The 21614-nt window shown below is 44.7% G+C and carries 23 protein-coding genes; 5 read left to right on the forward strand and 18 right to left on the reverse strand.

From position 1 onward, the window contains the following. Positions 1-4: 4 nt before the first annotated feature. From AC58QT_RS11280 to AC58QT_RS11360, 17 genes are all read right to left on the reverse strand, one after another. Positions 5-481 carry a DinB family protein gene (locus AC58QT_RS11280; protein WP_497409059.1) on the reverse strand — a complete coding sequence of 159 codons (477 nt, stop codon included), beginning with the start codon at positions 479-481 and terminating at the stop codon, positions 5-7. Then, on the reverse strand, positions 478-1668 hold the full coding sequence (locus tag AC58QT_RS11285) for an amidohydrolase (protein ID WP_497409060.1): 1191 nt from the start codon (positions 1666-1668) through the stop codon (positions 478-480). The genes AC58QT_RS11280 and AC58QT_RS11285 overlap by 4 nt, the downstream gene beginning before the upstream one ends. Before the next feature lie 14 nt (positions 1669-1682). Next, positions 1683-2699, reverse strand: a complete 1017-nt coding sequence (locus AC58QT_RS11290; RefSeq protein ID WP_497409061.1) for an LLM class flavin-dependent oxidoreductase — start codon at positions 2697-2699, stop codon at positions 1683-1685. Between the two features lie 32 nt (positions 2700-2731). After that, positions 2732-3484, reverse strand: a complete 753-nt coding sequence (locus tag AC58QT_RS11295; RefSeq protein WP_497409062.1) for an amino acid ABC transporter ATP-binding protein — start codon at positions 3482-3484, stop codon at positions 2732-2734. Continuing rightward, on the reverse strand, positions 3481-4191 hold the full coding sequence (locus tag AC58QT_RS11300; RefSeq protein WP_497409063.1) for an amino acid ABC transporter permease: 711 nt from the start codon (positions 4189-4191) through the stop codon (positions 3481-3483). The genes AC58QT_RS11295 and AC58QT_RS11300 overlap by 4 nt, the downstream gene beginning before the upstream one ends. Next, positions 4188-4964, reverse strand: a complete 777-nt coding sequence (locus AC58QT_RS11305; RefSeq protein ID WP_497409064.1) for an amino acid ABC transporter permease — start codon at positions 4962-4964, stop codon at positions 4188-4190. The genes AC58QT_RS11300 and AC58QT_RS11305 overlap by 4 nt, the downstream gene beginning before the upstream one ends. A 49-nt stretch (positions 4965-5013) precedes the next feature. Beyond that, positions 5014-5889 (reverse strand): transporter substrate-binding domain-containing protein, encoded by an 876-nt coding sequence (locus AC58QT_RS11310; protein WP_497409065.1) that lies wholly within the window; start codon positions 5887-5889, stop codon positions 5014-5016. Positions 5890-5934: 45 nt separating this feature from the next. Beyond that, entirely contained in the window at positions 5935-7974 is a 2040-nt protein-coding gene (locus AC58QT_RS11315) for an ABC transporter ATP-binding protein (protein WP_497409066.1), read from the reverse strand. 17 nt (positions 7975-7991) lie between these two features. Then, complete coding sequence (locus tag AC58QT_RS11320; RefSeq protein WP_497409067.1) at positions 7992-8885, reverse strand: ABC transporter permease; 894 nt, start codon at positions 8883-8885, stop codon at positions 7992-7994. 41 nt (positions 8886-8926) lie between these two features. Further along, positions 8927-9853 (reverse strand): ABC transporter permease, encoded by a 927-nt coding sequence (locus AC58QT_RS11325; protein ID WP_497289012.1) that lies wholly within the window; start codon positions 9851-9853, stop codon positions 8927-8929. A gap of 21 nt (positions 9854-9874) precedes the next feature. Further along, positions 9875-11527: an ABC transporter substrate-binding protein gene (locus tag AC58QT_RS11330; protein WP_497409068.1), complete on the reverse strand. Its 1653-nt coding sequence runs from the start codon at positions 11525-11527 to the stop codon at positions 9875-9877. A 32-nt stretch (positions 11528-11559) separates the two neighbouring features. Then, positions 11560-12894, reverse strand: a complete 1335-nt coding sequence (locus AC58QT_RS11335; protein WP_497409069.1) for an LLM class flavin-dependent oxidoreductase — start codon at positions 12892-12894, stop codon at positions 11560-11562. Between the two features lie 134 nt (positions 12895-13028). Continuing rightward, the gene (locus AC58QT_RS11340) at positions 13029-13922 is read right to left on the reverse strand and encodes a LysR family transcriptional regulator (protein ID WP_497409070.1); all 894 of its coding nucleotides are present in this window, start codon (positions 13920-13922) and stop codon (positions 13029-13031) included. 33 nt (positions 13923-13955) lie between these two features. Further along, positions 13956-14249, reverse strand: coding sequence for an HPr family phosphocarrier protein (locus tag AC58QT_RS11345; protein ID WP_497409071.1), 294 nt, complete (start codon positions 14247-14249; stop codon positions 13956-13958). Between the two features lie 195 nt (positions 14250-14444). Continuing rightward, a complete protein-coding gene (locus AC58QT_RS11350) occupies positions 14445-15644 on the reverse strand; it encodes an MFS transporter (protein WP_497409072.1) in 1200 nt (399 codons plus the stop codon). Between the two features lie 88 nt (positions 15645-15732). Further along, positions 15733-16788, reverse strand: a complete 1056-nt coding sequence (locus AC58QT_RS11355; RefSeq protein WP_497409073.1) for an LLM class flavin-dependent oxidoreductase — start codon at positions 16786-16788, stop codon at positions 15733-15735. A gap of 63 nt (positions 16789-16851) precedes the next feature. Continuing rightward, positions 16852-18171, reverse strand: coding sequence for an LLM class flavin-dependent oxidoreductase (locus AC58QT_RS11360; protein ID WP_497409074.1), 1320 nt, complete (start codon positions 18169-18171; stop codon positions 16852-16854). Between the two features lie 153 nt (positions 18172-18324). Between AC58QT_RS11360 and AC58QT_RS11365 the strand changes: the two genes are divergently transcribed. After that, the gene (locus AC58QT_RS11365) at positions 18325-18840 is read left to right on the forward strand and encodes an LLM class oxidoreductase (RefSeq protein ID WP_497409075.1); all 516 of its coding nucleotides are present in this window, start codon (positions 18325-18327) and stop codon (positions 18838-18840) included. A 14-nt stretch (positions 18841-18854) separates the two neighbouring features. Here AC58QT_RS11365 and AC58QT_RS11370 read toward each other — a convergent pair whose 3' ends face one another. Then, on the reverse strand, positions 18855-18989 hold the full coding sequence (locus tag AC58QT_RS11370) for a hypothetical protein (RefSeq protein WP_497409076.1): 135 nt from the start codon (positions 18987-18989) through the stop codon (positions 18855-18857). A gap of 161 nt (positions 18990-19150) precedes the next feature. Here AC58QT_RS11370 and AC58QT_RS11375 point away from each other — a divergent pair, with 161 nt between their 5' ends. The 4 genes from AC58QT_RS11375 (at position 19151) to AC58QT_RS11390 (ending at position 20922) form a co-directional block, all read left to right on the forward strand. Further along, a complete protein-coding gene (locus AC58QT_RS11375) occupies positions 19151-19291 on the forward strand; it encodes a hypothetical protein (protein WP_497409077.1) in 141 nt (46 codons plus the stop codon). Positions 19292-19333: 42 nt separating this feature from the next. Further along, positions 19334-19723: a hypothetical protein gene (locus AC58QT_RS11380; RefSeq protein WP_497409078.1), complete on the forward strand. Its 390-nt coding sequence runs from the start codon at positions 19334-19336 to the stop codon at positions 19721-19723. A gap of 1 nt (position 19724) precedes the next feature. Continuing rightward, positions 19725-20024 carry a carbohydrate ABC transporter permease gene (locus AC58QT_RS11385; RefSeq protein WP_497409079.1) on the forward strand — a complete coding sequence of 100 codons (300 nt, stop codon included), beginning with the start codon at positions 19725-19727 and terminating at the stop codon, positions 20022-20024. 226 nt (positions 20025-20250) lie between these two features. Further along, positions 20251-20922 carry a carbohydrate ABC transporter permease gene (locus AC58QT_RS11390; RefSeq protein ID WP_497409080.1) on the forward strand — a complete coding sequence of 224 codons (672 nt, stop codon included), beginning with the start codon at positions 20251-20253 and terminating at the stop codon, positions 20920-20922. Positions 20923-21614 lie beyond the last annotated feature (692 nt).

Consider the following 21614-nt stretch of genomic DNA (forward strand, 5'->3'; position numbering starts at 1 on the left):
CCTCCTATACGCGTGCTTCCAACGCACTCTTTATTCGATCAATTTGTCCTATATGGCCTTGAACATGAGCAATAAACGACTGAACCACATCCGTTAAACGCAAGGTTTGACCCTTGAAATTCACACCCGTTTTCGCCCAATCTTCCTCTGAAAGCCGCAGAAATAACGCATGATTATAAACGAGCAAGGATTGAAAAAGAGCTAAAATATCGGATGCTGATCCCTCATTAGCCTTCGCCCCAGCAACCCATGCGTCTTGCTCGAAAGCTGGCAACTGCGCAGTTGCCCCAGCAAGTATCGCACGGATTCGGAAAGAGACGACAATATTGTGATCAGCCAAATGAGATAGAACTTCGGTAACACTCCATTTATCCAAAGCTGGCTTCCAAACTAACTGACCTTCGGTTAAATCTCCGATAGCGTTCTGTAATTGTTGGTGTGTAAGCAAATATAGAGATAAATCTGGAATCGTTGAACTCATGTCGAAACCTCCTGTGATAACTCGATTGATAACTCCTCCAAAGATGTTTGAGCTAAACGGGCAAAATATGCAGCACTGCTAAGCAAAGCACGTTCATCAAGATCAAAAGCTGGATGATGCCATTCTTGTGGTCCAGCAGTACCTATGAAAACGAAGACGCCAGGCACTTGCTTCTGATAAAAAGCAAAATCTTCGCCTGCCGGTGAAGGTGCAGGTGTGATGACCGTTAAACTGGCCTTTTCTGCGGCTTTCGAAGCCAACAAGGCTAGGGCTTGATCATTCACTACAGCCGGCGGACCTTTAATCCAGCGGACAACTGCTTTCGTCCCATAGGCTGCGGCCACACCGTGAACGACTTCCTCCATCCGCTTGATAACAAGCTGACGTACACTTTCATCAAACGTCCGGAGTGTGCCATCGAGAATCGCTTTATCCGGAATGACATTCCAAGCTGTCCCGCTGTGAATGCGTGTCACACTGATGACTGCACTTTGCAGCGAGCTAATGTTACGGCTGACGATGGATTGAAGTGCTGTCACGATGTGTGCGCCAGCGACAATCGGATCAATTCCCGCTTCTGGCACTGCTGCATGTGTGCCTAGACCTTCCACTTCAATGACAAAGCCGTCGGCTGCTGCCATTAAAGGTCCAGATTTGATGCCCACCGTTCCGACGGGCAAATCCGGTTTGTTGTGCAGGCCATAGATGGCCTGCACGCCTTGCAAGGCTCCGCTGCCAATGACCAGTTCGGCGCCTTGCGCCTTTTCCTCGGCAGGTTGAAAAATAAAACGGACCGTTCCCTGTAGCTTTGCCTCCTGCCGCTTGAGTAGAAGCGCGGCTCCTAGCACAGTCGCCGTGTGAAAATCATGGCCACAAGCGTGCATTTTGCCTGGCACTTGGGAAGCAAAGGACAAACCCGTTTCTTCCTGAATGGGAAGTGCATCGATATCAGCACGAATCGCAATGACCGGACCAGCCAGCTTTCCACCAACTTCGGCGATAAGTCCTGTTTTGAGCGGATACTGTTCCGCAATGCGAATCCCCGCCTCGGTGAGCCATGTACGAATCGCAGCGGTCGTCTGCACTTCCTCATGAGATAACTCAGGATGCTGATGCAGCTGCCGCCGGAAACCGATTAGTTGCTGTTCAAATTCAGTTTGTGATTGCTCAATCGTTAACTCACTCATCTACATAACCCTCCTCAGCCCTCTACCAACAATTCCGAGAAGGCTTCGCTCAGCAATTCAAAAGAACGCAGCCGTTTACTGAAATCTTTCACGGAGGTTGTTACGATAAATTCATCGATCTTGTACTTCTGTTGAAGCTCGAGCAACTTATTGCGTACACTTTCTTTCGTGCCCCTTGTAATCTCAGCAGGCTTCTCTTCAACCGTGAACTTCGCTTGCGTTTGGCGGCCATATTCCTCCGCTTGTTCCAAGGTGCCCACCGTTAAGGTTTTGCCATTTTCCAAATGAATTTTAACGTTCTTATATTCACCGGCCAACTCATTAGCTTTTTCTTGCGTTTCGGCGACGATTAAAGAGAGCGCAAGCAGCAGCTGAGGTTCAGTGCCATTTTCACGATTAAAATGTTGGTGATACGTCTCAAACGCTGCTTCGGCTATGGCTTGATCGCCATTAATAAACTGTGCGAAAACATAGGGCAACCCTGCCTCTGCCGCTGATTGTGCACTTGCCGTACTTGCGCCTAGAATAAAGATATCTGCAGGAACAGTTGGAATCGGTGAAACACGCAAGCCCTTCAGTGGATGATCGTCCCGCAGTTGATTTTTTACGAATTGCTGCAGATCGTCCAGCTTCTCGGCCAAGGCAGGCGCTTCAATAATTCCCTGCTGCAGCGCTTTCGTAGAACGAGGAAGGCCGCCAGGCGCTCGGCCGATACCAAGATCAATCCGGCCCGGCGCAAGAGATGCCAACACGTTGAAATTCTCCGCAACCTTGTAAGGGCTGTAATGTTGGAGCATGATGCCGCCAGAGCCAATGCGGATACGCTCTGTTTTGGCTAGCAGATGTGAAATGAGTACCTCAGGCGATGAGCCCGCTACCAGTTCGGAATCATGATGCTCCGATACCCAGAATCGGTGATAATCTAACTTTTCTGCCTTCTGCACAAGCGCAATGGTATGCTGAAAGGCATCGTAAGCTGTTTCTCCCGGAAACACGACACTTTGATCCAAAATACTTAGTTTAATTCCCATACAGTCCACTCTCTTTCGCTTCAGTCTTCATGCTATATGGTGTAGCTCCATTCCGGTGTAATGCGTTTTAGAAATTGCCTCGTGCGCTCTTCCTTCGCATTGCTGAAAATATCCTGGGGCTTGCCTTCCTCAACAATTATCCCTTCATCCATAAAAACGACATGATTGGCAACCTCACGGGCGAAACCCATCTCATGGGTTACAATAATCATCGTGATGCCTTCTTTGGCAATCTTCTGAATGACTTCAAGCACCTCGCCAACTAGCTCGGGATCCAGGGCTGACGTAGGCTCATCGAATAAAATAACCTCTGGGTTCAAAGCCAGTGCACGCGCGATGCCCACTCGCTGCTGCTGTCCGCCAGAAAGCTGGCTTGGATAAGCATCAAGCTTACTGCCTAAACCAACTTTTTCCAGTACCTTAACACTGGTTTCCCTAGCTTTTTCCTTAGAATGCTGTTGGACAATGACGAGACCTTCCATGACATTTTCAAGCACCGTTTTATGTTTAAAAAGATTATAGTGCTGAAACACCATGGCTGTTTTCTTCCGAAGTGTGTGGATTTGCTCCTTGGTTGGCCGCTTGCAATCAACTTTATAATCACCGATCGTTACTTCGCCTTGGCTCGGCTTCTCCAAATAATTCAAGCAGCGCAGCAGTGTTGTTTTCCCCGAACCGCTAGGACCTAATATACAGACGACATCGCCTTTCTGCACATGGAGATCGATGCCTTTAAGCACATCGTTTTTCCCAAACGACTTGGTGATATTCGTCAGTTGAATCATGATACGCCACCTCGGTTATACAGATTGATTCTTTTCTCAAGTAAGCCAGTTAGTCTTTCGATTAGGAAAGTGATTCCCCAGAACAGAAGGGCTGCAGCAATGTAAGCCTCGAAAAACCTCCAGTTGGTCGTAGCCACAATTTGCGCTTTGGCGTTTATTTCGACCACCGATACCGTAAAAGCCAATGTGGAACCATGCAACATCCCAATTAAGGTGTTGGATAAATTCGGCAAACTGACGGCGAAGGCTTGCGGCAAAATAATACGACGCAAGGCTTGACTAGTGGTCATTCCTATCGAATACGCAGCTTCCATCTGTCCCCGATTGACAGCCAAAATGCCTGACCTGACAACCTCGGAGAGATACGCCCCAGCCGTAATAGAGAAAGAAAGAAAAGCAAAGCCGATCATCGGAATAGAGACGGAACGAAAGCTCCACCCCATCGCTGTTGCAATGCCGTCAATAATCAGTGGTAATCCGAAATAAATGAGCAGCAAATGCATCAGCATCGGCGTTCCGCGAACAAACGTCACATAAGCAGCAGCCAAATAATGCAGAAAAGGAACTCGGTATAGTCGGATTAACGCAGTGGCAGCACCGATAATTAGACCAAACAACACAGAAACGACGGTAATCACCAACGTAGTCGGCAAGGCAGACAACAACTGAACAAAGGCTGTCCATATAAATTCAGGATCAATGGTCATGCCTTAACGCCTCCTTTATCCGGCTGCGAGGCCCATACACCTTTGAACCATCTACGTGACAACGGTTGACGCGTTTCTGTCACCACAGGTTGTTCGTGTTGGAGTAATCTATTCTCGATGTATAAGAACAACTTCTCTAGTCCAAAGCAGATGACGAAGTAAATGAGTGAAAGCGAGATATACGTTTCCATAAAATGCTGCGTCGCCGTTCCTAATGTCTGAGCTTTCCCCATCAGCTCCATTGCGCCAAGGGAAAATGCCAAGGAAGTATCCTTCAAATTCGCAATGAGCAAATTAGTAAAGTTGGGAAGGGCAATCGCCAGCGCTTGCGGCAAAATAATGCGAGTAAACGCTTGATAGCCTGTCATGCCAACCGAATAGGCGGCTTCTACTTGACCTTTGTCGACAGCTTTGACTGCAGCTCGGATAACTTCCGAAATGTATGCCCCAGCATGCAGAGCAAAGGTCAGAATAACAAAAGCTAAAACCGGAGCTTTCGACACGTCAATCTGTATAGCTTTCAACACTTCCGGCAGCCCATAGTAAATTAGAAAGAGCTGAATGAGGATTGGCGTTCCCCGAAAGAACGAGACATAAATCTGCGATAAGCGTTGAAGAATGGGTACTTGATACAACCTTGGCAGCGCGATTAGAAATCCAACCACAACACCAAGTGCCATCGAACAAGCGACAATGAATAGGGAGATGTGGATATAAGTCAGTAATTTGGGTAAAAAATCAAACACATAGGTGATATCGAATTGGGTTGCCATAACGGCGATCTCACCTTTCTTATTTACATAAAATGCCTAATTGGGCATCTTAATCATCTTTTTTCGTATAGTCGCCACCCAGCCACTGTGTGCTTAGCTTTGACAATGTGCCGTCAGCCCTCACTGCTTTTAGTGCTTCATCAATTTTACCCGCCAACGCCTGTGCATCCTTATCGTTCTTGCGGAACAAGAACCGAACTTCGGCTTCTTCAATGATTGGACCTACCGCTTTTAATTTACTTTGCGGGTCAACCAGTGGAAGTAAAAAGTCAGCACCGAGGGAAGCATCTGCACGCCCGGTAGTCAATTGACTGACAAGATCGTTGGCAGCTCCGCTTTGGTACACAATTTTGATCGCATTATCATGTGTCTTGTTGTAATTCTCAAGCAAGGTGGCTTCTGCACTAGTAGCTGTCGTCAACGCTTTCTTGCCTTTCAAATCATCGATGGACTTAATTGTCGTATTATCTTTTGCAACAAGGACCTTCGTTTTCCAGTAAGCGTAAGGCTCATTATTAAAGTAATACTTCTCTTCCCTCTCCTTGTTTTTCTCAATTTCATGAGCAACGAAATCAATTTTATTCGTCTCCAAACTGAGCAACAAGTTGGCAAAATCCATCGTTTTGAATTCAAATTCATAATCTGGTAAACGTTTGTCCAGCTCTCTTACAAGTTCGATGTCATACCCAGTCAACTTACCATCCTTATCTAGAAAGGCTACATTCGGAAATTGAGTGCCTGTGCCAACAATAATTTTCTTGGCTTTTACAGGAGCCGTCGTTGCTGCCGGACTTGCCGCAGGAGCATTTGTACCCTCAGATGCAGCTTTGGGGGATGCATTCGTGGTTGTGGTTTTGGATCCGCAACCTGCCACGACCATAGCCAATGTAAGTGTGGTTACTGTAAGTGTCGTTATTTTTTTCATGATGAACCCCTCCATTTTTTTATTTTAATCATGATCAATTTCTGTTCACAAAGGGTAATGGCAGGCCGTCCAGTGCCCTTCCCGAATTGGCAACAACTCAGGCTGATCTACTTTACATTTTGCAGTTGCTGCTGGACAACGTGTGTGAAATCTACAGCCAGATGGTGGATTCGCAGGAGAAGGAATCTCCCCCTCGATCTCGATCCACGCTCTCTTTTGTGTGGGATCCGTCGATGGGATCGAAGAAAGCAAACCCTTCGTGTAGGGATGGGAAGGATGGAGAAACAGCTCTTCGCTGGGTGCGATTTCAACCAGTTTTCCCAAGTACATAACACCAATCCGATCGGACAGATGGCGAACAATGTTTAAGCCATGAGCAATAAATAAGTAGGTTAATCCTAGCTTTTTCTGCAAATCCTGCATTAAATTAACAATTTGAGCCTGCACGGATACATCCAACGCAGATACGGCCTCATCCGCAAGGATAAACTTGGGATTGAGCGCGATGGCTCTAGCAATGCCAATTCGCTGTCGTTGACCTCCCGAGAATTCATGTGGAAACCGATCATACATGGATCGATTCAAACCAACTAATTCCAACAGGTCTTCTACTTTGGCCCGCTTCTCCGCCTTGCTTAAGGATTCATGGATATCAAATGGCTCGCCAATAATATCGCCAACCTTCCATCGCGGGTTCACAGAACCGTACGGATCTTGGAAAATGACCTGCATATCTCGCCGTACGTCTTGCAGGCCTCTGCTCGAAAGCTTCGATAATTCTTGTCCTTCGAAAAGAACCTCTCCCTCTGTAGCACGTTCTAATTGAAGCAGTACTCGCCCTAAGGTTGACTTGCCGCTGCCCGATTCACCGACTAAGCCAAACGTCTCCCCCTTCTTAATGGAGAAGGAAACATCTTCAACTGCATGTATATAAGACCTCGAACGACCGAATGTTCCTTTCCCTATGGGGTAAAATTTACTTAACCCTTTTACCTCGAATAGCGTGTCGTTAGTTGAAATCAATTCCCCAGTGGCAACGGAAGATTGATGATCTATCCTTGAATCTATCCCTGTTTTTACAGCCCCTGCAAATTGCTGCCAGTCTGCACGCTCAACTAACTCTTCGGAGTACCAACATGCCGTAAGACGTTCATTCACGAACCGCAAAGGAGGACTATCTTTCACACAGCGATCCGTTGCAAAAGGGCATCTTGGATGAAATCGGCAACCTGTTGGCAGATCCGAAAGATGAGGAATCGTCCCTTCAATAGAGAACAATCGGGATGACCGATTGCTATCCATTGTCGTAATCGATCGAAGTAACCCTCTCGTATACGGATGATGGGGCTTAGCGAACAATTGCTCTACACTTGCTTGTTCAACGATTTGTCCGGCATACATCACGATGATTTTGTCTGCCATCTCAGCCGCAATCCCCAAATCGTGTGTGATGAGCAGGATGGACATATTAAACTCTTCTTTAAGTTCCTGCAGCAGATGAAGAATCTGCGCCTGAATCGTGACATCAAGCGCAGTTGTTGGTTCATCTGCAATAAGTAACTGTGGACTACATGTGAGCGCCATAGCAATCATCGCACGCTGCAACATCCCGCCAGAAAGCTCACCAGGATACTGGTTCATTCGGATTTCTGGCTCTGGGATGCCTACACGCTTTAATAAATACACAGCTCGTTCCCAGGCTTGTTCTCGATTCCCTTGTTTATGTTGGGTAATGACTTCGGTAATTTGACTACCTATCGTAAAGACCGGATCAAAAGCAGCCATGGGCTCTTGGAAGACCATAGCCATCTTTTTCCCTCGTAATGCCCGAAGATCCTTCTGTGACAACGTCGTTAAATCTTCGCCATCCAGCACGATTTGACCACCGGAAATACGCCCATTTTCATAATCGATTAAACGCATGACAGATTTCGAAGTCACCGATTTACCACTGCCGGACTCTCCGACGAGACAGATGGTTTCGCCTACGCCTATTTTCAAAGAAACGTCTTGAATGGCCGTGAACGACCCTTTATTCGTTGTGAATTGTACACTTAAGTTGTCAATTTCAAGCAGTTGCTTCAACTTGCTCCTCCTCCTCGCTATGCCCTTCTCTGCTTTGGATCTAGGGAATCACGTAGTTTATCTCCGATTAAATTAACGGATATGACGAACAACGTAATCGCGAGGCCTGGAAATGTACATATCCACCAAGCCACTGTTAGATAACCTCGCCCTTGCGAAAGGAGGGATCCCCAATCTGGAATCTCTTTGAGCACGCCTAATCCAAGGAAACTTAGCCCTGCACTGACCAGAATGGATGCACCTAAACCGATCGTGGACATAACCAAGAGAGGCGACCAAGCATTCGTTAAGACATGACGGAAAAATATACGCACGGAAGAAGCGCCTATCGACCGAGAAGCCGTAATGAAGGGGCGATTTTTTATGCTCAAAATCTGTCCTCGCATAACCCTTGCGTATTGTGGAATGGAAGCAGCAGCAACAGCAAAGATCAGATTAAACAAATGAGGACCCAGAGCAGCAGCGATAGCTAATGCCAGTAGAATGCCGGGAATCGTCATTAGCACATCGATAATCCGCATGAAGATCGTATCAATAACACCGCCGATGTACCCCGACAGTGCACCGATACTGCCTCCAATGATGCCTCCTGCAAGTACTGAGGAGAAACCAATAATGAGGGAATCACGACTGCCATAGACGACAAGACTGAAGACATCTCTGCCAAAATAGTCCGTTCCAAACAAATGTGCCTTGCTTGGCGCATGCATAATTTGATCAGCGAGCATCGCTGTAGGTGTATATGGAGCAATCCATTGTGGAAAAAGCGCACATCCAATAATAAACAAGGCCATGATCGCTGCTAGATACACCAGAATTTCTGAAGCATTAAACGTTCTAGGTATCTTCGTGGATCGAAGTTGCCACTTATGTCTCAGCCAAATCGTTCTTGTAGAAAGAACCTCTTTCATAGTCCCCTTTCTCCTCTCCGCTATGCTTTTTTATCCTAATTTTATTGTGTTCGACGAACACGTGGATCAATGAAGACATAGGAAATATCAACTAACAAATTTACCGTGACATAAATAATCGCTGAGAAAAATACCACGCCTTGCACAACCGGCAAGTCTTTGGACATAATGGCGTCTGCGAGAATTCGACCAATTCCTTGTCTGGAGAAGACGGTTTCGATGACAACGGTACCTGCCATTAAATCTCCGATATGAATGCCAATAATTGTGACTGCTGGAATTAATGCATTGCGAAGCGCATGTCGATACATCACTAATCGTTCAGATAATCCCTTTGCACGCAGTGTCACAATGAAGTGTTCATTGATGACTTCGAGCATTGCGTTACGTACCATCCGAACGATAAAGCCAGCTCCCACGAATCCGAGTGTGAGTGAAGGTAGGACAAGTGTGATGAGTCCTTTTGACCCCATGGCTGGAAACCAGCCTAAAGATACGGAAAAGATGAGAATTAACAGAATCCCAGACCAGAATGTCGGCATGGATATGCCGAACAACCCGACGATACGAGCTAACACATCTATCCATCGATTGCGGTGTATGGCCGAGAGAACGCCCAGCCCTACACCAATAATCGTGGAAATAAGCGTACTAGCCAATGTGAGTGCCAAAGTTGCTGGAAGATGCTTAAGAATTTTGGGCAGCACAGGTTCACTGTTTAGTAATGATTTACCGAAATCCCCATGGATCATCGCCATGAAATAGTGGCCAAATTGGACATAGAAGGGTTCATTCAGCCCGAGTTGATGTCTTAAATTTGCAATTGCCTCTGGCGACATGGAGGAAGGATCAACCATAGAAAGTACGGGATCTCCTGGCAGTACATACAGAATACAGAATACAAGGATTAAGGAACCAAGAATGACCAGCAATGAAACTAATAGTCGTTCCGTTAATATCCTGCTCATATCAATTAGCTCCCTATAGCATTATTTTTGAATAAACGTATCATTAAAGAGTGGATAACCTAACGAGTCAAATTTCAACCCTTTCACGGTCTTCGAAGCGGCTACCGTGTAAGGGAACACATAAACAGGAATGATGACCGCATTATCAATAATCGATTTTTGCACTTGTTTATACAGCTCTGCACGCTTCTTATCATCCGGTTCGATAGCTCCTTGCTCCAGCCATTTGTCAACCTGCGGATCGGCAAGACCAGGAAGAGAAGGTCGAGCTTTCGGATCGCTTGTGTGATAGAAGGCGTAGAGTGCATTAGGGTCAGAGTTTACTTGGCTGTTCCCGTAAATATCATAGTCACCTTTGGTGTAAACAACATTGGCTGTATCCTTCGTAATTTCTACTTCAACAACAATTCCAACTTGTTTTAACTGTTGCTGAATAATGACAGCAATATCATTTCGTTTCTCACGGTTAGGTGATCCATCTACATAATGCAGCGTAAGCTTCTTCCCATCTTTTACACGAATGCCGTCTGTACCTTTGAGCCAACCGAGTTCATCCAATAATTTGTTCGCTTTAGCCTGATCAGGTTTAACCCCATTTTCTAGGGATGCATCATAACCAAATACACCAGGAGATAAAGGTGACCACGCACGTGGATACGTACCTAAATAAAGTGTTTTGACAATGGCATCCACATCAATTGCTGCTTGAAGCGCTTGTCTGGCCTTGACCTCACCCCAAGGCGCTTTGCGTTGATTAATAAATAACGTATAAGGCAATCCATTCGTATTGACTTGATGTACTTGAACACTGGAGTCAGACTTCAACGAAACAATATTCTGAGGAGGAATCGTCTCGCCAGCAAGAACTTGCTTACTTTGAACGCTTCCGATCCGGGTTGCTTCTTCCGGAACAATACTAAAGGTGATTTGATCTAAATAGGACTTCCCTTTGTTTTCCACAATCTCAGGTGCCCAGTTATAATCGGGGCTGCGTTTAACTTGAATGGAAGCATTCTCTTCCCATTTTACGAAGGAAAATGGCCCAGATCCGACTGGATTTTTACCGAATTGGTCCCCATATTTCTTAGCCGCTGTTGGTGAAACAATCCCAAGTAACGCTTGACTCAGGTTACCTAAGAATGCTCTGGAAGCTGTCTCCAGATTAATTTTGATCGTGAACTCGTCAATCACTTCCGCAGATTTATAAGGTTTAAGTAACGCTACCGAATTGGCCGCTTTCGTTGCCGGATCAAGAATCCGATCATAATTGAATTTTACAGCTTCTGCATTAAATGGCGTTCCATCTTGAAACTTTACGTCTTTCCGTAATTTGAACGTGTAACTAAGCCCATCAGGCGAAACTGTCCATTCGGTTGCCAGCCACGGTTTGATCGAACCATCAGGTAATTGAACAACCAGACTATCATAAATAGTACGAAGCACCCTCACGGCTACGGCAAGACCGCTGCGATGCGGATCTAGGGAATCAGGAGACGTTGCCAACGCATACGTAAGCTCTCCGCCCACCACCGCCGTTTGTTTAGCCTCTTGCTTAGGATTCGCTGATTGCGAAGCATCCGAGCTTCCATTGTCTGTTGAACCACACCCTGTTAACACAAGGGCTATAGCTAACGATAACGCACTAAACTTGATCCAACCTTTTGATCTATTCATATGTAACGCTCCCCCTTGATTGGTTAATCCAATTAGTTACTTACAGTTTCTTTCACATAGCGATTAGTTGGAAAAGGTAAACCCAAATTCCCTCTGAGCGTATCCGACTCATATTCCGTTCGATAAATGCCACGTTCTTGTAGAATAGGAATGACCAGATCTACAAAATCGCTTAAACCATTCGGAACGCCTGATCCCACGATAAATCCATCTGCTGCACCACTCTCGTACCATTCTTGTATACGATCTGCAACTTGTGTTGGAGTACCGATAAATAAAGGTCTTGGTGTTGCGGATTGAATAGCAACTTGACGAAGGGTTAGCCCTTGCTCCTGTGCATTTTGTTTAATACGATCCGTCGTGCTTTGGAAGCTATTTTTACCCAACTCACCTAAGTCTGGGAAAGGGGCATCCAAGTCATATTGTGTAAAGTCATGATGCTCGAAGAAACGACCTAGATATGCTAGTGCTTCCTCAATCGTTACCAAGTTGGCTACCTCTTGATATTTTCGCTCTGCCTCTTCTTCTGTAACACCAATAATCGGACCAATGCCAGGCATGACAACAATCTCATCGGGATTTCTACCGAAACCTACGGCTCTGCCTTTCACATCTTCATAAAAACGTTTCGCATCCTCCACAGTCGGTTGACCTGTAAAGATTGCATCCGCCTCTTTAGCGGCTAGGTTTTTCCCATCCTCGGATGAACCTGCTTGGAAAATAACAGGTCTGCCTTGCTTCGATCTACCGATATTAAGCGGTCCCTGTACAGAGAAAAATTCGCCCTTATGGTCTAATCGGTGCAGCTTTTCTGGATCGAAGAATTGCCCCGATTGTTTATCCCTTGTAAAGGCATCATCTTCCCATGAATCCCATAATCCTTTGGATACCTGTAAATATTCCGAAGCAATCCGATAGCGTTTAGGATGATCCGGATGTTCCTCTAGTCTTTTATTGTAGTTCAGCGCCGAGCCCTCCAACGGGGAAGTGACCACATTCCAACCTGCTCTGCCATCACTGATGTGATCAAGTGAGGAGAATTGTCTGGACACCGTGAAGGGTTCACTGTAAGAAGTAGATAACGTACCTACCAAACCAATCTTGGAAGTTACGGAAGCCAGTGCGGAAAGAATCGTAATCGGCTCAAACCGATTCAAGAAATGGGGAATCGACTTTTCATTAATGAACAATCCGTCAGCGATAAACAGTAAATCGAATTTGCCAGCTTCCGCTTTCTGTGCTTGTTCTTTGTAATACTTGAAATTCACACTGGCATCCACAATGGCATCTGGATGTTTCCAAGATGACATATTGCCACCAACTCCATGAATGATAGCCCCAAGTTTTAGTTGTTTTTGTTTTGGCATTGTAATTCCTCCCATGTTTGATAATCAATAATTCCTATTGGTTTAATTGGTTTTTAACTTTGTACTTACTGTATCACCGGCTTATAAGTCGGTCAATTGTAGATAAAGATGTTCTATTGATGAATAGAATTGTTCTATTTAGCAGTCCTTTTCCAATCGAATTCTTGCAACGCATCCAGAAACGAGTTGGATAAATCGAGGGTCGATTCTTTCAGAGTAATGAGAATGGTACGTAAAGAGAGACCTCCCAATGCCTGAATATCAATAGGTACAAGACGTCCCTCTTTCACTTCTTGACGTACACACAATTCCGGCAGAAAGGAAATACCCAATCCTTTTGCCACAAGCTTCTTGGCAGTTTCCAGGTTATCGATTTGATACTCGATTTTCGGAGGATGATCAAGTGTTGCAAATAGCCGATGGATCTTCACCCAATCGAGTGATCCACACTCAAAGAAGACTAGCGATTCGCGACCTACATCTTGTATAGTCAAAGGTTTCTTTTTCACAAAAGGATGGCTAGGATGAACGAAAAGGCGAATAGGATCCTCGTAGAAACCTAGAATGTCTACATGGGGATGAGTCACATTTCGAACAAAACCGATATCGATTTCTTTATTAAGAAGCATCTCCAGAATAACCTCTGTTGGTGCTGTCGTTACTTTGATCTGTAGATGAGCATGTTTATTTTTAATCCATGGAAGAATTTCGGGGATCATATAATTGGAAACAGAAACGGTACAACCGACCCTGAGTTCATTGTAATCCTTATTGACATGTTGAAGCTGTTGCTTCCCCTTCTTATAAGATTGGAGGATTTGCCCTGCAAAGGGAAGAAACTGCTTTCCTTTATCTGTCAGCGTGAAATTTCTACCTTCTCTTTCGAAGAGTAACGTGTTCAAATCACGTTCCAATGATTGAATTCGGGCCGTTACGGAAGGCTGCGATAAGAACAACGCATCCGCTGCTTTGTTGAAACTGTTATAATGAATGACATAGACGAATGCTTCGATATTTTCAATATTCATTTGATAATGACTTCCTCTCCGACTTACCCATCATCAAGAACTACGAGAGTACGTTGTATGTAAAGCATCATCCTGATTTTGTAGATAGGTAGATACACCTTCGAACGCTTCTTGTGCATCGATACCTTCAAGTTGCAGAGCAATGGTTGCTTGTTCTCGAAGTGTCATGCTCCAGGATACGATGCCTAGTAGGCCTTTCGCATTCACCTTTTCTCCGTGTGCACCTAAATATATCTGACTCGTATATTGATTAGCCATGGTCACAAAATTCAACACGCGGTCCAGAGTCCAAGGTTGATCCAATGTAAATGTCCAATCTATTTTCATAAGAACTCCTCCTCTAAGCTATTATCCAAAAAAAAGAGACACAAACATCCCCGTTAGGATGAAGCATCTCCAGTCATCTGGTCGATTCCGATAATTCCGATTAATTTACTCGTATTTAAATTATAGTAACTCAGACAACCTTTTGTCAACGGTCGACATCATAAATTTCCAAGTTTTCTTTGATGTAAATGCCCCTCATCCAAGCAACTGCTGGTCCGTACGCTTAGCATTGATCATCTTCCTCTTCCATGCAGCTCCAAGCAGAGTTAAACCTGTCAGGAGGAATACGAATTGAATACCCAGCCAGCCCCCCATGAACCCACCTAGTAAAGGGCCAACGACAATACCGAATTGACTTGATGATTGGTTCAAGCTTACGGCTCTTCCGCGGAAATCAGCATCTGTATATTTGACGATAAGCACATTCAGAGCTGGAAAAACAGCAGCAAAAAACAAACCATAACTAAAACGAAGAATGCCAAAGCCAATAAGATGATGAACGCCGAGCTGCAGCAGATTGCCAATTCCACCGCCTAACAACCCAATGAACAATACCTTCTCATAACCGATTCGCCCGCCGATAATTCCCCACCGAGGACCCATAATGACTGTAGCTACGCCCACTGCTGAGAATACAATCCCCGAACTTAATGTCGCTTTATCTACACTTCCCCCGATTTGCACGACATAGAGTGACAGCAGCGGCTCCATAATCATAATTGAAGTAGAGACTAGTAAAGTTAACCCAAATAGCCCCATTAGTTTGGAATTACGAGCCGCATGTTTAAGATCCTTGAAGACACTTATACGAACTTCATCTTGTCGCTTATGAACTTCTTTCACACCTACAAGTACGATAAGAGCAGAAATTAACGTAATAAGGCCCGAGGCAACGAAGCACACTCGCAGTCCCATCCAATGACTCAACACACCTCCGAAAAGAGGTCCAATAATCCCTCCGGCTGCCGTTGATGTTGATATCACACCGAGCGCGTATCCGACGTGTTTCTCCGGTGTATTCGTGCCAACCAAAGCGATGGATGCAGGACCAAAGCCTGCCATTATTCCTTGAAATATACGAACAAGAATGAAAGTGAACAAATCATACACAAAATAATTGGCAAAATGAGCTAAGGCTAAGCCAATACCTGAACGAATTAACATTGGTTTTTTCCCAAACTTATCGGCTAGCGACCCCCAAAAGGGCGCACACAACCCACTAATCAGAAAACTAATGGAAATGGAAATACCTGACCAAATTTCAATCCTATTCTCAATACCTAGATCATTTTGCAAGAAAATTGGAAAAAACGGTACAGATAGGGTATATGCGATATGGCTAATAAATAATCCCAGCCATAATATATGCAGATTGCGTTTCCAATAGTGTTCCATTTGTCACCCCTTATGTAACCTCTAAGCATAAAAAGAACCTCACAGCGGATGCTGTAAGGAGATTGGAAGGCTAAGATTACTCACTAGCCTAGAATGGAACGGAGTGGGATTGGTTCCATACTGTGCTTGGAATCTCTCGTCGCAAAATAGGTGCAACCTCGGTGGCAAATCGTTCAATCTGTTCGCGCTGCTCCGTTTCGGTCAAGCCATCTACACTGATACTGACAACTTGGTGACCATAAGCATCATGATAGTTCAGGATCTTCTCGATCACTTGATCTGGACTTCCGATTAAGACAGGCCCATTCTTCACATTGTCCTCAAGGTTTTTGAAAGGCGAGTTGTTGATTTGTGATGCTGCCGTTGCGTGGAAAGCATCGTAATAAGGACGAAAGCGCCCAATAGCTTCTTCCGTGGTGTTAGCCAAATACAAGCTTCCAAATCCTGAACCTACAACGGCATGTTGCGGATCATGGCCATAATAGGCCAATCGTTCACGATAGTGATCGATTAACGCTTTGTATTTGGCCTGTGGATGGAACGTATTCGAGGAGAAAATCGGTTCACCATATTTCGCTGCCAACTCCGTTGACAAAGTACTTGATGCGCTGCCATGCCATACAGGGATTGTAGGCTGAAAGGGTCTCGGCTGTGTCGTCACATTATCCAATGGTGAACGGTACCGGCCCTGCCAAGTGACGTTCTCTTCATTCCACAAGCGTTTCAGAAGTGCATACCTCTCTGCAAGGGATTCCCACTGTTCCTCTTCCGTAATACCGAAAAGCGGATAGTGACGAGGGTCATTGCCTTTACCAATAATCATCTCAATTCTTCCGCCTGAGAGATGATCGAGTGTCGCATAATCCTCAGCAACACGTATCGGATCGAGCACACTTAGTACAGTAACCGTTGTTAGCAATCGTATACGGGAGGTTCTAGCAGCAATTGCGGTTAGAACGACGGGGGGCGAAGATGAGATAAACGGTGCGCCATGCCGCTCCCCCACACCATAAGCATCAAAGCCCAGTTCTTCAGCAAGGACTGCCTGTTTCAGCACGTTCTCGAATTTCTGATTGGTTGTCAGGGTTTCTCCGCTAACCGCATTCGGTATATTCATCATTAGGCTAAATAAGGCAAATTTCATGGTCTACATTCCCATCCCTGAATCATTGATTCACATGATTGTCAACCAAGGTTTTCAGTCCCTTCATATAACATTGCTCTTGTAGCGGTTCACTGGAACATTTAAACCCAGATTGCCACGCAGCGTATCACTTTCATACTCCTTACGGAAAATTCCGCGTTCCTGCAGCACAGGCACAACCAGATCGACAAAGTCGGAAAGTCCGTTCGGTACGACTGTCCTAATGTTGAAGCCATCCGCTGCGCCGCCTTCGAACCATTGCTGGATGAGATCAGCTACCTTCTCCGGCGTCCCAATGAAATTACTTCTCGGTGTGGATGCTCGCAAAGCAACCTGTCGAAGTGTTAGATCCTGTTCCTTGGCTTCCTGTTTAATGCTGTCTGTCGTACTTCGGAAGCTGTTGCTACCAAAGTCGCCGAGATCTGGAAATGGGTCATCCAAAGCATGCTGTGTGAAGTCATAATGTTCAAAATAACGCCCCAAATAATTCAGTGCCTGTTCGATTGTGACAAGTTCGGCAATTTCCTGATACTTGCGCTCTGCTTCCGCTTCGGTTCTACCAACAATTGGGCCAATTCCTGGGAAAATCAGAATTTCATCTGGTTGACGGCCGTAAGCTGCAGCTCTTTCTTTTACATCCTGATAAAAAGCACGCGCTTGCTCAAATGTCTCGTGTCCCGTATACACCGCGTCCGCCGATTTGGCCGCAAGATCTTTGCCGGAATCCGAGGAACCCGCTTGGAACACGACCGGATACCCTTGCTTGGAACGCGCCACATTCAGCGGCCCTTGAACAGCAAAATGCTTGCCCTTATGATACAGCGTGTGAAGCTTGGCGGGATCGAAGAATACCCCGTTAGCTTTGTCTCGGACAAACGCATCATCCTCCCACGAATCCCATAACCCTTTTACAACCTCCAGATGTTCCTCAGCAATCTCGTAACGCAGCGAATGATGAGGATGCTCACCCTTACCGAAATTTAGCGCTGATCCCTCTAAGGGTGATGTGACTACATTCCACCCCGCTCTTCCTCCGCTAAGATGATCAATGGAAGCAAACTGCCTGGCCACTGTAAATGGTTCACTATAGGAGGTAGATAAGGTTGCAACCAGACCGACATGAGTCGTTGCTTCGCTTAAGGCTGACAGCAAAGTCAGCGGCTCAAAACGGTTTAAAAAATGTGGATTCGATTTTTCATTTATAAACAAGCCGTCCGCGATAAACAACAGATCAAATTTGCCCTGCTCAGCTTTCCGAGCCTGCTCCTTGTAAAAAGCTAAACTAACGCTCGCATTGGTTGGCACCTCAGGATGTCGCCAAAAGGATATACTATTTCCGACTCCATTTAAATTAGCACCTAGTTTTAATTGTCTTTTGGACATGATAGTAGCCCTCCATAACCATTAATACCAATTGGTATAATCAGATTTAATTTCGTAGGATAACTATATATCAACATTTGGTCACAGTGTAGTCTCTATCGAATTCTTCTATTCATCTATTTAAAAGTTCTATCGTAGAACGACTTGCTCGCAATGCGGCTTAAATCTCAACAGGCATGGGCCAATAATGAACTCAACCCTATATCTCAAACAGAACAAGATTTATATCATGGCAAGTATTATCAATTCACTCGACCTGTTACTTCACCTCGTGCGGTTCAACATCCGCATCCTCCTTTTTACTTGGGAGGCAGTTCACCTGAAGTGAAAGCCCTAGCAGCAGCGGAATTAGCCAAAACCGATGCGACGAATCAGCAACGTCAGAATGATTTAAGAACACTTTCCGAGAACCAACAATTTGTCGTTGGCCCCAACTTGTGGACTGGATTATCAATTGCTCGTTCTGGCGGAGCTATTCTCATCGTAGGTACAGCAGACCAAGTCTCGGATCGTTTAATCGAATATGCAGAACTCGGCATTTCCTCCTTTATTTTATCCGGTTATCCGCATCTAGAAGAAGCAGAAATATTTGGGCGAACCACTCTCCCGCTATTCACAGAAAAATGGAAGCAAAAGCAACTTCAAGCTATAACCGTGAAAACTAACTAATAGGGGGACTATCTTCATGAAAAAAATCCAATAAAAAGCACAATTTTAATAGCCACATTTACCGTATTATCGATCTTAACAGCAGCATGTGGAGCTAATTCATCTACTTCGTCCAGTACAACCACGTCTGACACAGGTAAGCCTGTCACGATCAGCTTCCTGCATTTTCGCGGTGAGGATTTTGAATTCATTTAACGGTATCATAAGTAAATTCCAAACGGAAAACCCAAATATAAAAGTCGAAATGCAAACTATTCCTTCTGATCAATATGTTTCTGCCGCTCAAGCAAAATTAACGGATGAATTCTGGGTGAAAACTTTGACACAGTTTAAAGAATTAAATGACAAGGGCTATTTCCAACCAGATGCTCTTGGTACGAAGGACGCGGCAGCAGGAGCGCTTTTCAGTCAAGAAAAAGCAGCCATTCTCGCGAGTGGATCTTACCAATAAGCTCAAAATAAAAAGCAAAACCCGAATCTAGAGCAAAAACTATTGGCTCCAATTACAGTAAGTGCAGATCAAGTCAAGTATGAAGGGATTCATACGGCAACGTTCATGCTAGCAGTGAATAGTAAATCCAAGCATCCTTCTGAGGCCAAAAAATTCATTGAATTCCTGAGCCGCAAAGAAAATGCTAGTACGTACGCCAATGAAACAGGACAAAATGTAACCGTAAGAGACGTACAATACACGAGTCCTGAACTTCAAGTATCTCTAGAATGGTCATCCAAAAAGACTTTATTCCAACCACGTTACAGTATTACGAATGGCGATAACTCCAAAGCAAGAACGAACTCCATTCAAGCAGTGCTCAGTGGTAAATCACCGCAGGAAGCTGCAAAAGAAGCGCAAGCGATTATTGATCAGCATCTTGTAAAATGATATGACACATAATCGATCCATCTTATGGTTGTTTCTTTTGCCGGGCACCTTGCTCTACGTCGTGTTGTTCATCGTTCCTACACTATCAGGCATGTTTTATTCCTTTACTGATTGGGACGGCGTGTCGCCGTCCTATCAACTTGTTGGTTTAAACAATTATGCCAAAACGCTGCATAGCATTGTCTTTCAAAAAGCGTTATGGAACAATACCAAATTCATGTTGGTTGTTGTTATTGCACAGACCGTTTTATCCTTAGCGCTAGCTCTACTCTTAGTTAAAAAATCTAAGGTTAACCTTTAAAGCATTTGATCTTATTTTTAAAATGACAGACGGCGGGCCAAATTATGCGACTGAAATTTTGACCACATATATTTATCACACGGCATTTTCAAGTTATCAATTTGGAATGGCAACGGCAAGTTCTGTCCTATTTCTCATTTTATTGTCTACATTAACGACTTTGCAGTTCAAGGCGCTGCGAGCAGATCGTGATTCGTACTAATTCACAAAAGAGGTTGTTGCAATTATGGGAATTAAATGGTTCGGTCGTTTCGTCTTGTTACTCTTTGCCGTCATTATTGCGGCACCTTTATATTTCGTGTTGATCTCGTCGTTAAAATCGACACAACGGTTCTTTACATCACCGCTTGGTTGGCCGAGACCGTTAACGTTTAATAATTTTGCTGTGATGTTCAAAGGACAGCCATTAGGACAATATTTTTTAAACAGTATTGAAGTTACGCTAAGTACTGTGTTATTGGAGCTGCTGCTCGCCAGCTTAATTGGGCTGATTCTCGTATCGGTTACCATCTTGATGCCATTGTCTGTATTCATGCTCAAAAGTTTTATGCAGGTACTGAGCAAAGAGATTCTGGAAGCAGGTAGTATTGATGGTGCAAGTGAATGGCGTTTGTATTCACAAATAGCACTGCCATTATCTGCACCTTCTTTAGCAGCTACAGCAACTTTTCTGTTTGTTATTGTGTGGAATGATTTGTTAATCCCTATGCTGCTTTTGAATAGCAAGTCGAAACTAACACTACCTCTTGCCATGTTGCAATTCCGCGGAGAGTATGTAACTGACTATCCGATGTTGCTGACAGGTGTTGTGATAACGGCTGCTCCAATGGTCATATTATTCCTTTTCCTACAGCGGTATTTTATTGCTGGGGCAATGGCAGGCTCGTTGAAAGGATAGTCATTTACATACGTTGAAATCCAAGTATTAATTGATTATAGGCTACTCTTAAAGTAACCTGTGGTTGCACACCGGGCTTTGGCAGTAAGATGCGCATGCCTACTGCCAAAGTCCCACCATAGAAAGGCGAATATATGCTCTAGATATTAAGGTTGGGAAATTTATTGCAGCTCTACATTGCGGATTCCTTTTCAGGGGCCGATACAATATACTTCCAACGCTGCGTTCGCAATGGCCGGCCGAACTGGGATGCACTGCATTGGTAAACAATACCTTTATCAGATTAACATCTGATCCGTACGTTTCGCATTTAACACCTTGCAATTCCATGCGGCTCCAAGAAGAGTTATTCCAGTCAACTGGAATACGAATCGAATTCCCAACCACCACCCATGAACCCACCTAGCAAAGGACTAACCACAATGCCAAATTGACTCGACGATTGGTTCAAGCTCACAGCCCTTCCACGGAAATCAGCTTCTGCATATTTGACGATAAAGGTCTCTCAAATCTAATAGTCGTAATGTGACCAAGTTGCACAATTAACATCACAACGATTGTAGAACAAGAGGCAATATTCGAAGCAGCCTTCCTAGTCAGACCAATAGTGCCATTACTCTCAGTTTATATCTTGCACCATAACCACAAAACTAAAAAACATGAGTCAGGTACATTACCTAACTCATGCCCAA

This window comes from Paenibacillus sp. J31R109 (genome assembly GCF_059692055.1).

What these genes read in the sequence shown, in the direction of transcription:
- AC58QT_RS11280 (WP_497409059.1), bottom strand. Translation starts at nt 481, where the DNA reads ATGAGTTCAACGATTCCAGATTTATCTCTATATTTGCTTACACACCAA.
- AC58QT_RS11285 (WP_497409060.1), bottom strand. Translation starts at nt 1,668, where the DNA reads ATGAGTGAGTTAACGATTGAGCAATCACAAACTGAATTTGAACAGCAA.
- AC58QT_RS11290 (WP_497409061.1), bottom strand. Translation starts at nt 2,699, where the DNA reads ATGGGAATTAAACTAAGTATTTTGGATCAAAGTGTCGTGTTTCCGGGA.
- AC58QT_RS11295 (WP_497409062.1), bottom strand. Translation starts at nt 3,484, where the DNA reads ATGATTCAACTGACGAATATCACCAAGTCGTTTGGGAAAAACGATGTG.
- AC58QT_RS11300 (WP_497409063.1), bottom strand. Translation starts at nt 4,191, where the DNA reads ATGACCATTGATCCTGAATTTATATGGACAGCCTTTGTTCAGTTGTTG.
- AC58QT_RS11305 (WP_497409064.1), bottom strand. Translation starts at nt 4,964, where the DNA reads ATGGCAACCCAATTCGATATCACCTATGTGTTTGATTTTTTACCCAAA.
- AC58QT_RS11310 (WP_497409065.1), bottom strand. Translation starts at nt 5,889, where the DNA reads ATGAAAAAAATAACGACACTTACAGTAACCACACTTACATTGGCTATG.
- AC58QT_RS11320 (WP_497409067.1), bottom strand. Translation starts at nt 8,885, where the DNA reads ATGAAAGAGGTTCTTTCTACAAGAACGATTTGGCTGAGACATAAGTGG.
- AC58QT_RS11325 (WP_497289012.1), bottom strand. Translation starts at nt 9,853, where the DNA reads ATGAGCAGGATATTAACGGAACGACTATTAGTTTCATTGCTGGTCATT.
- AC58QT_RS11330 (WP_497409068.1), bottom strand. Translation starts at nt 11,527, where the DNA reads ATGAATAGATCAAAAGGTTGGATCAAGTTTAGTGCGTTATCGTTAGCT.
- AC58QT_RS11335 (WP_497409069.1), bottom strand. Translation starts at nt 12,894, where the DNA reads ATGCCAAAACAAAAACAACTAAAACTTGGGGCTATCATTCATGGAGTT.
- AC58QT_RS11340 (WP_497409070.1), bottom strand. Translation starts at nt 13,922, where the DNA reads ATGAATATTGAAAATATCGAAGCATTCGTCTATGTCATTCATTATAAC.
- AC58QT_RS11345 (WP_497409071.1), bottom strand. Translation starts at nt 14,249, where the DNA reads ATGAAAATAGATTGGACATTTACATTGGATCAACCTTGGACTCTGGAC.
- AC58QT_RS11350 (WP_497409072.1), bottom strand. Translation starts at nt 15,644, where the DNA reads ATGGAACACTATTGGAAACGCAATCTGCATATATTATGGCTGGGATTA.
- AC58QT_RS11355 (WP_497409073.1), bottom strand. Translation starts at nt 16,788, where the DNA reads ATGAAATTTGCCTTATTTAGCCTAATGATGAATATACCGAATGCGGTT.
- AC58QT_RS11360 (WP_497409074.1), bottom strand. Translation starts at nt 18,171, where the DNA reads ATGTCCAAAAGACAATTAAAACTAGGTGCTAATTTAAATGGAGTCGGA.
- AC58QT_RS11365 (WP_497409075.1), top strand. Translation starts at nt 18,325, where the DNA reads ATGCGGCTTAAATCTCAACAGGCATGGGCCAATAATGAACTCAACCCT.
- AC58QT_RS11385 (WP_497409079.1), top strand. Translation starts at nt 19,725, where the DNA reads ATGACACATAATCGATCCATCTTATGGTTGTTTCTTTTGCCGGGCACC.
- AC58QT_RS11390 (WP_497409080.1), top strand. Translation starts at nt 20,251, where the DNA reads ATGGGAATTAAATGGTTCGGTCGTTTCGTCTTGTTACTCTTTGCCGTC.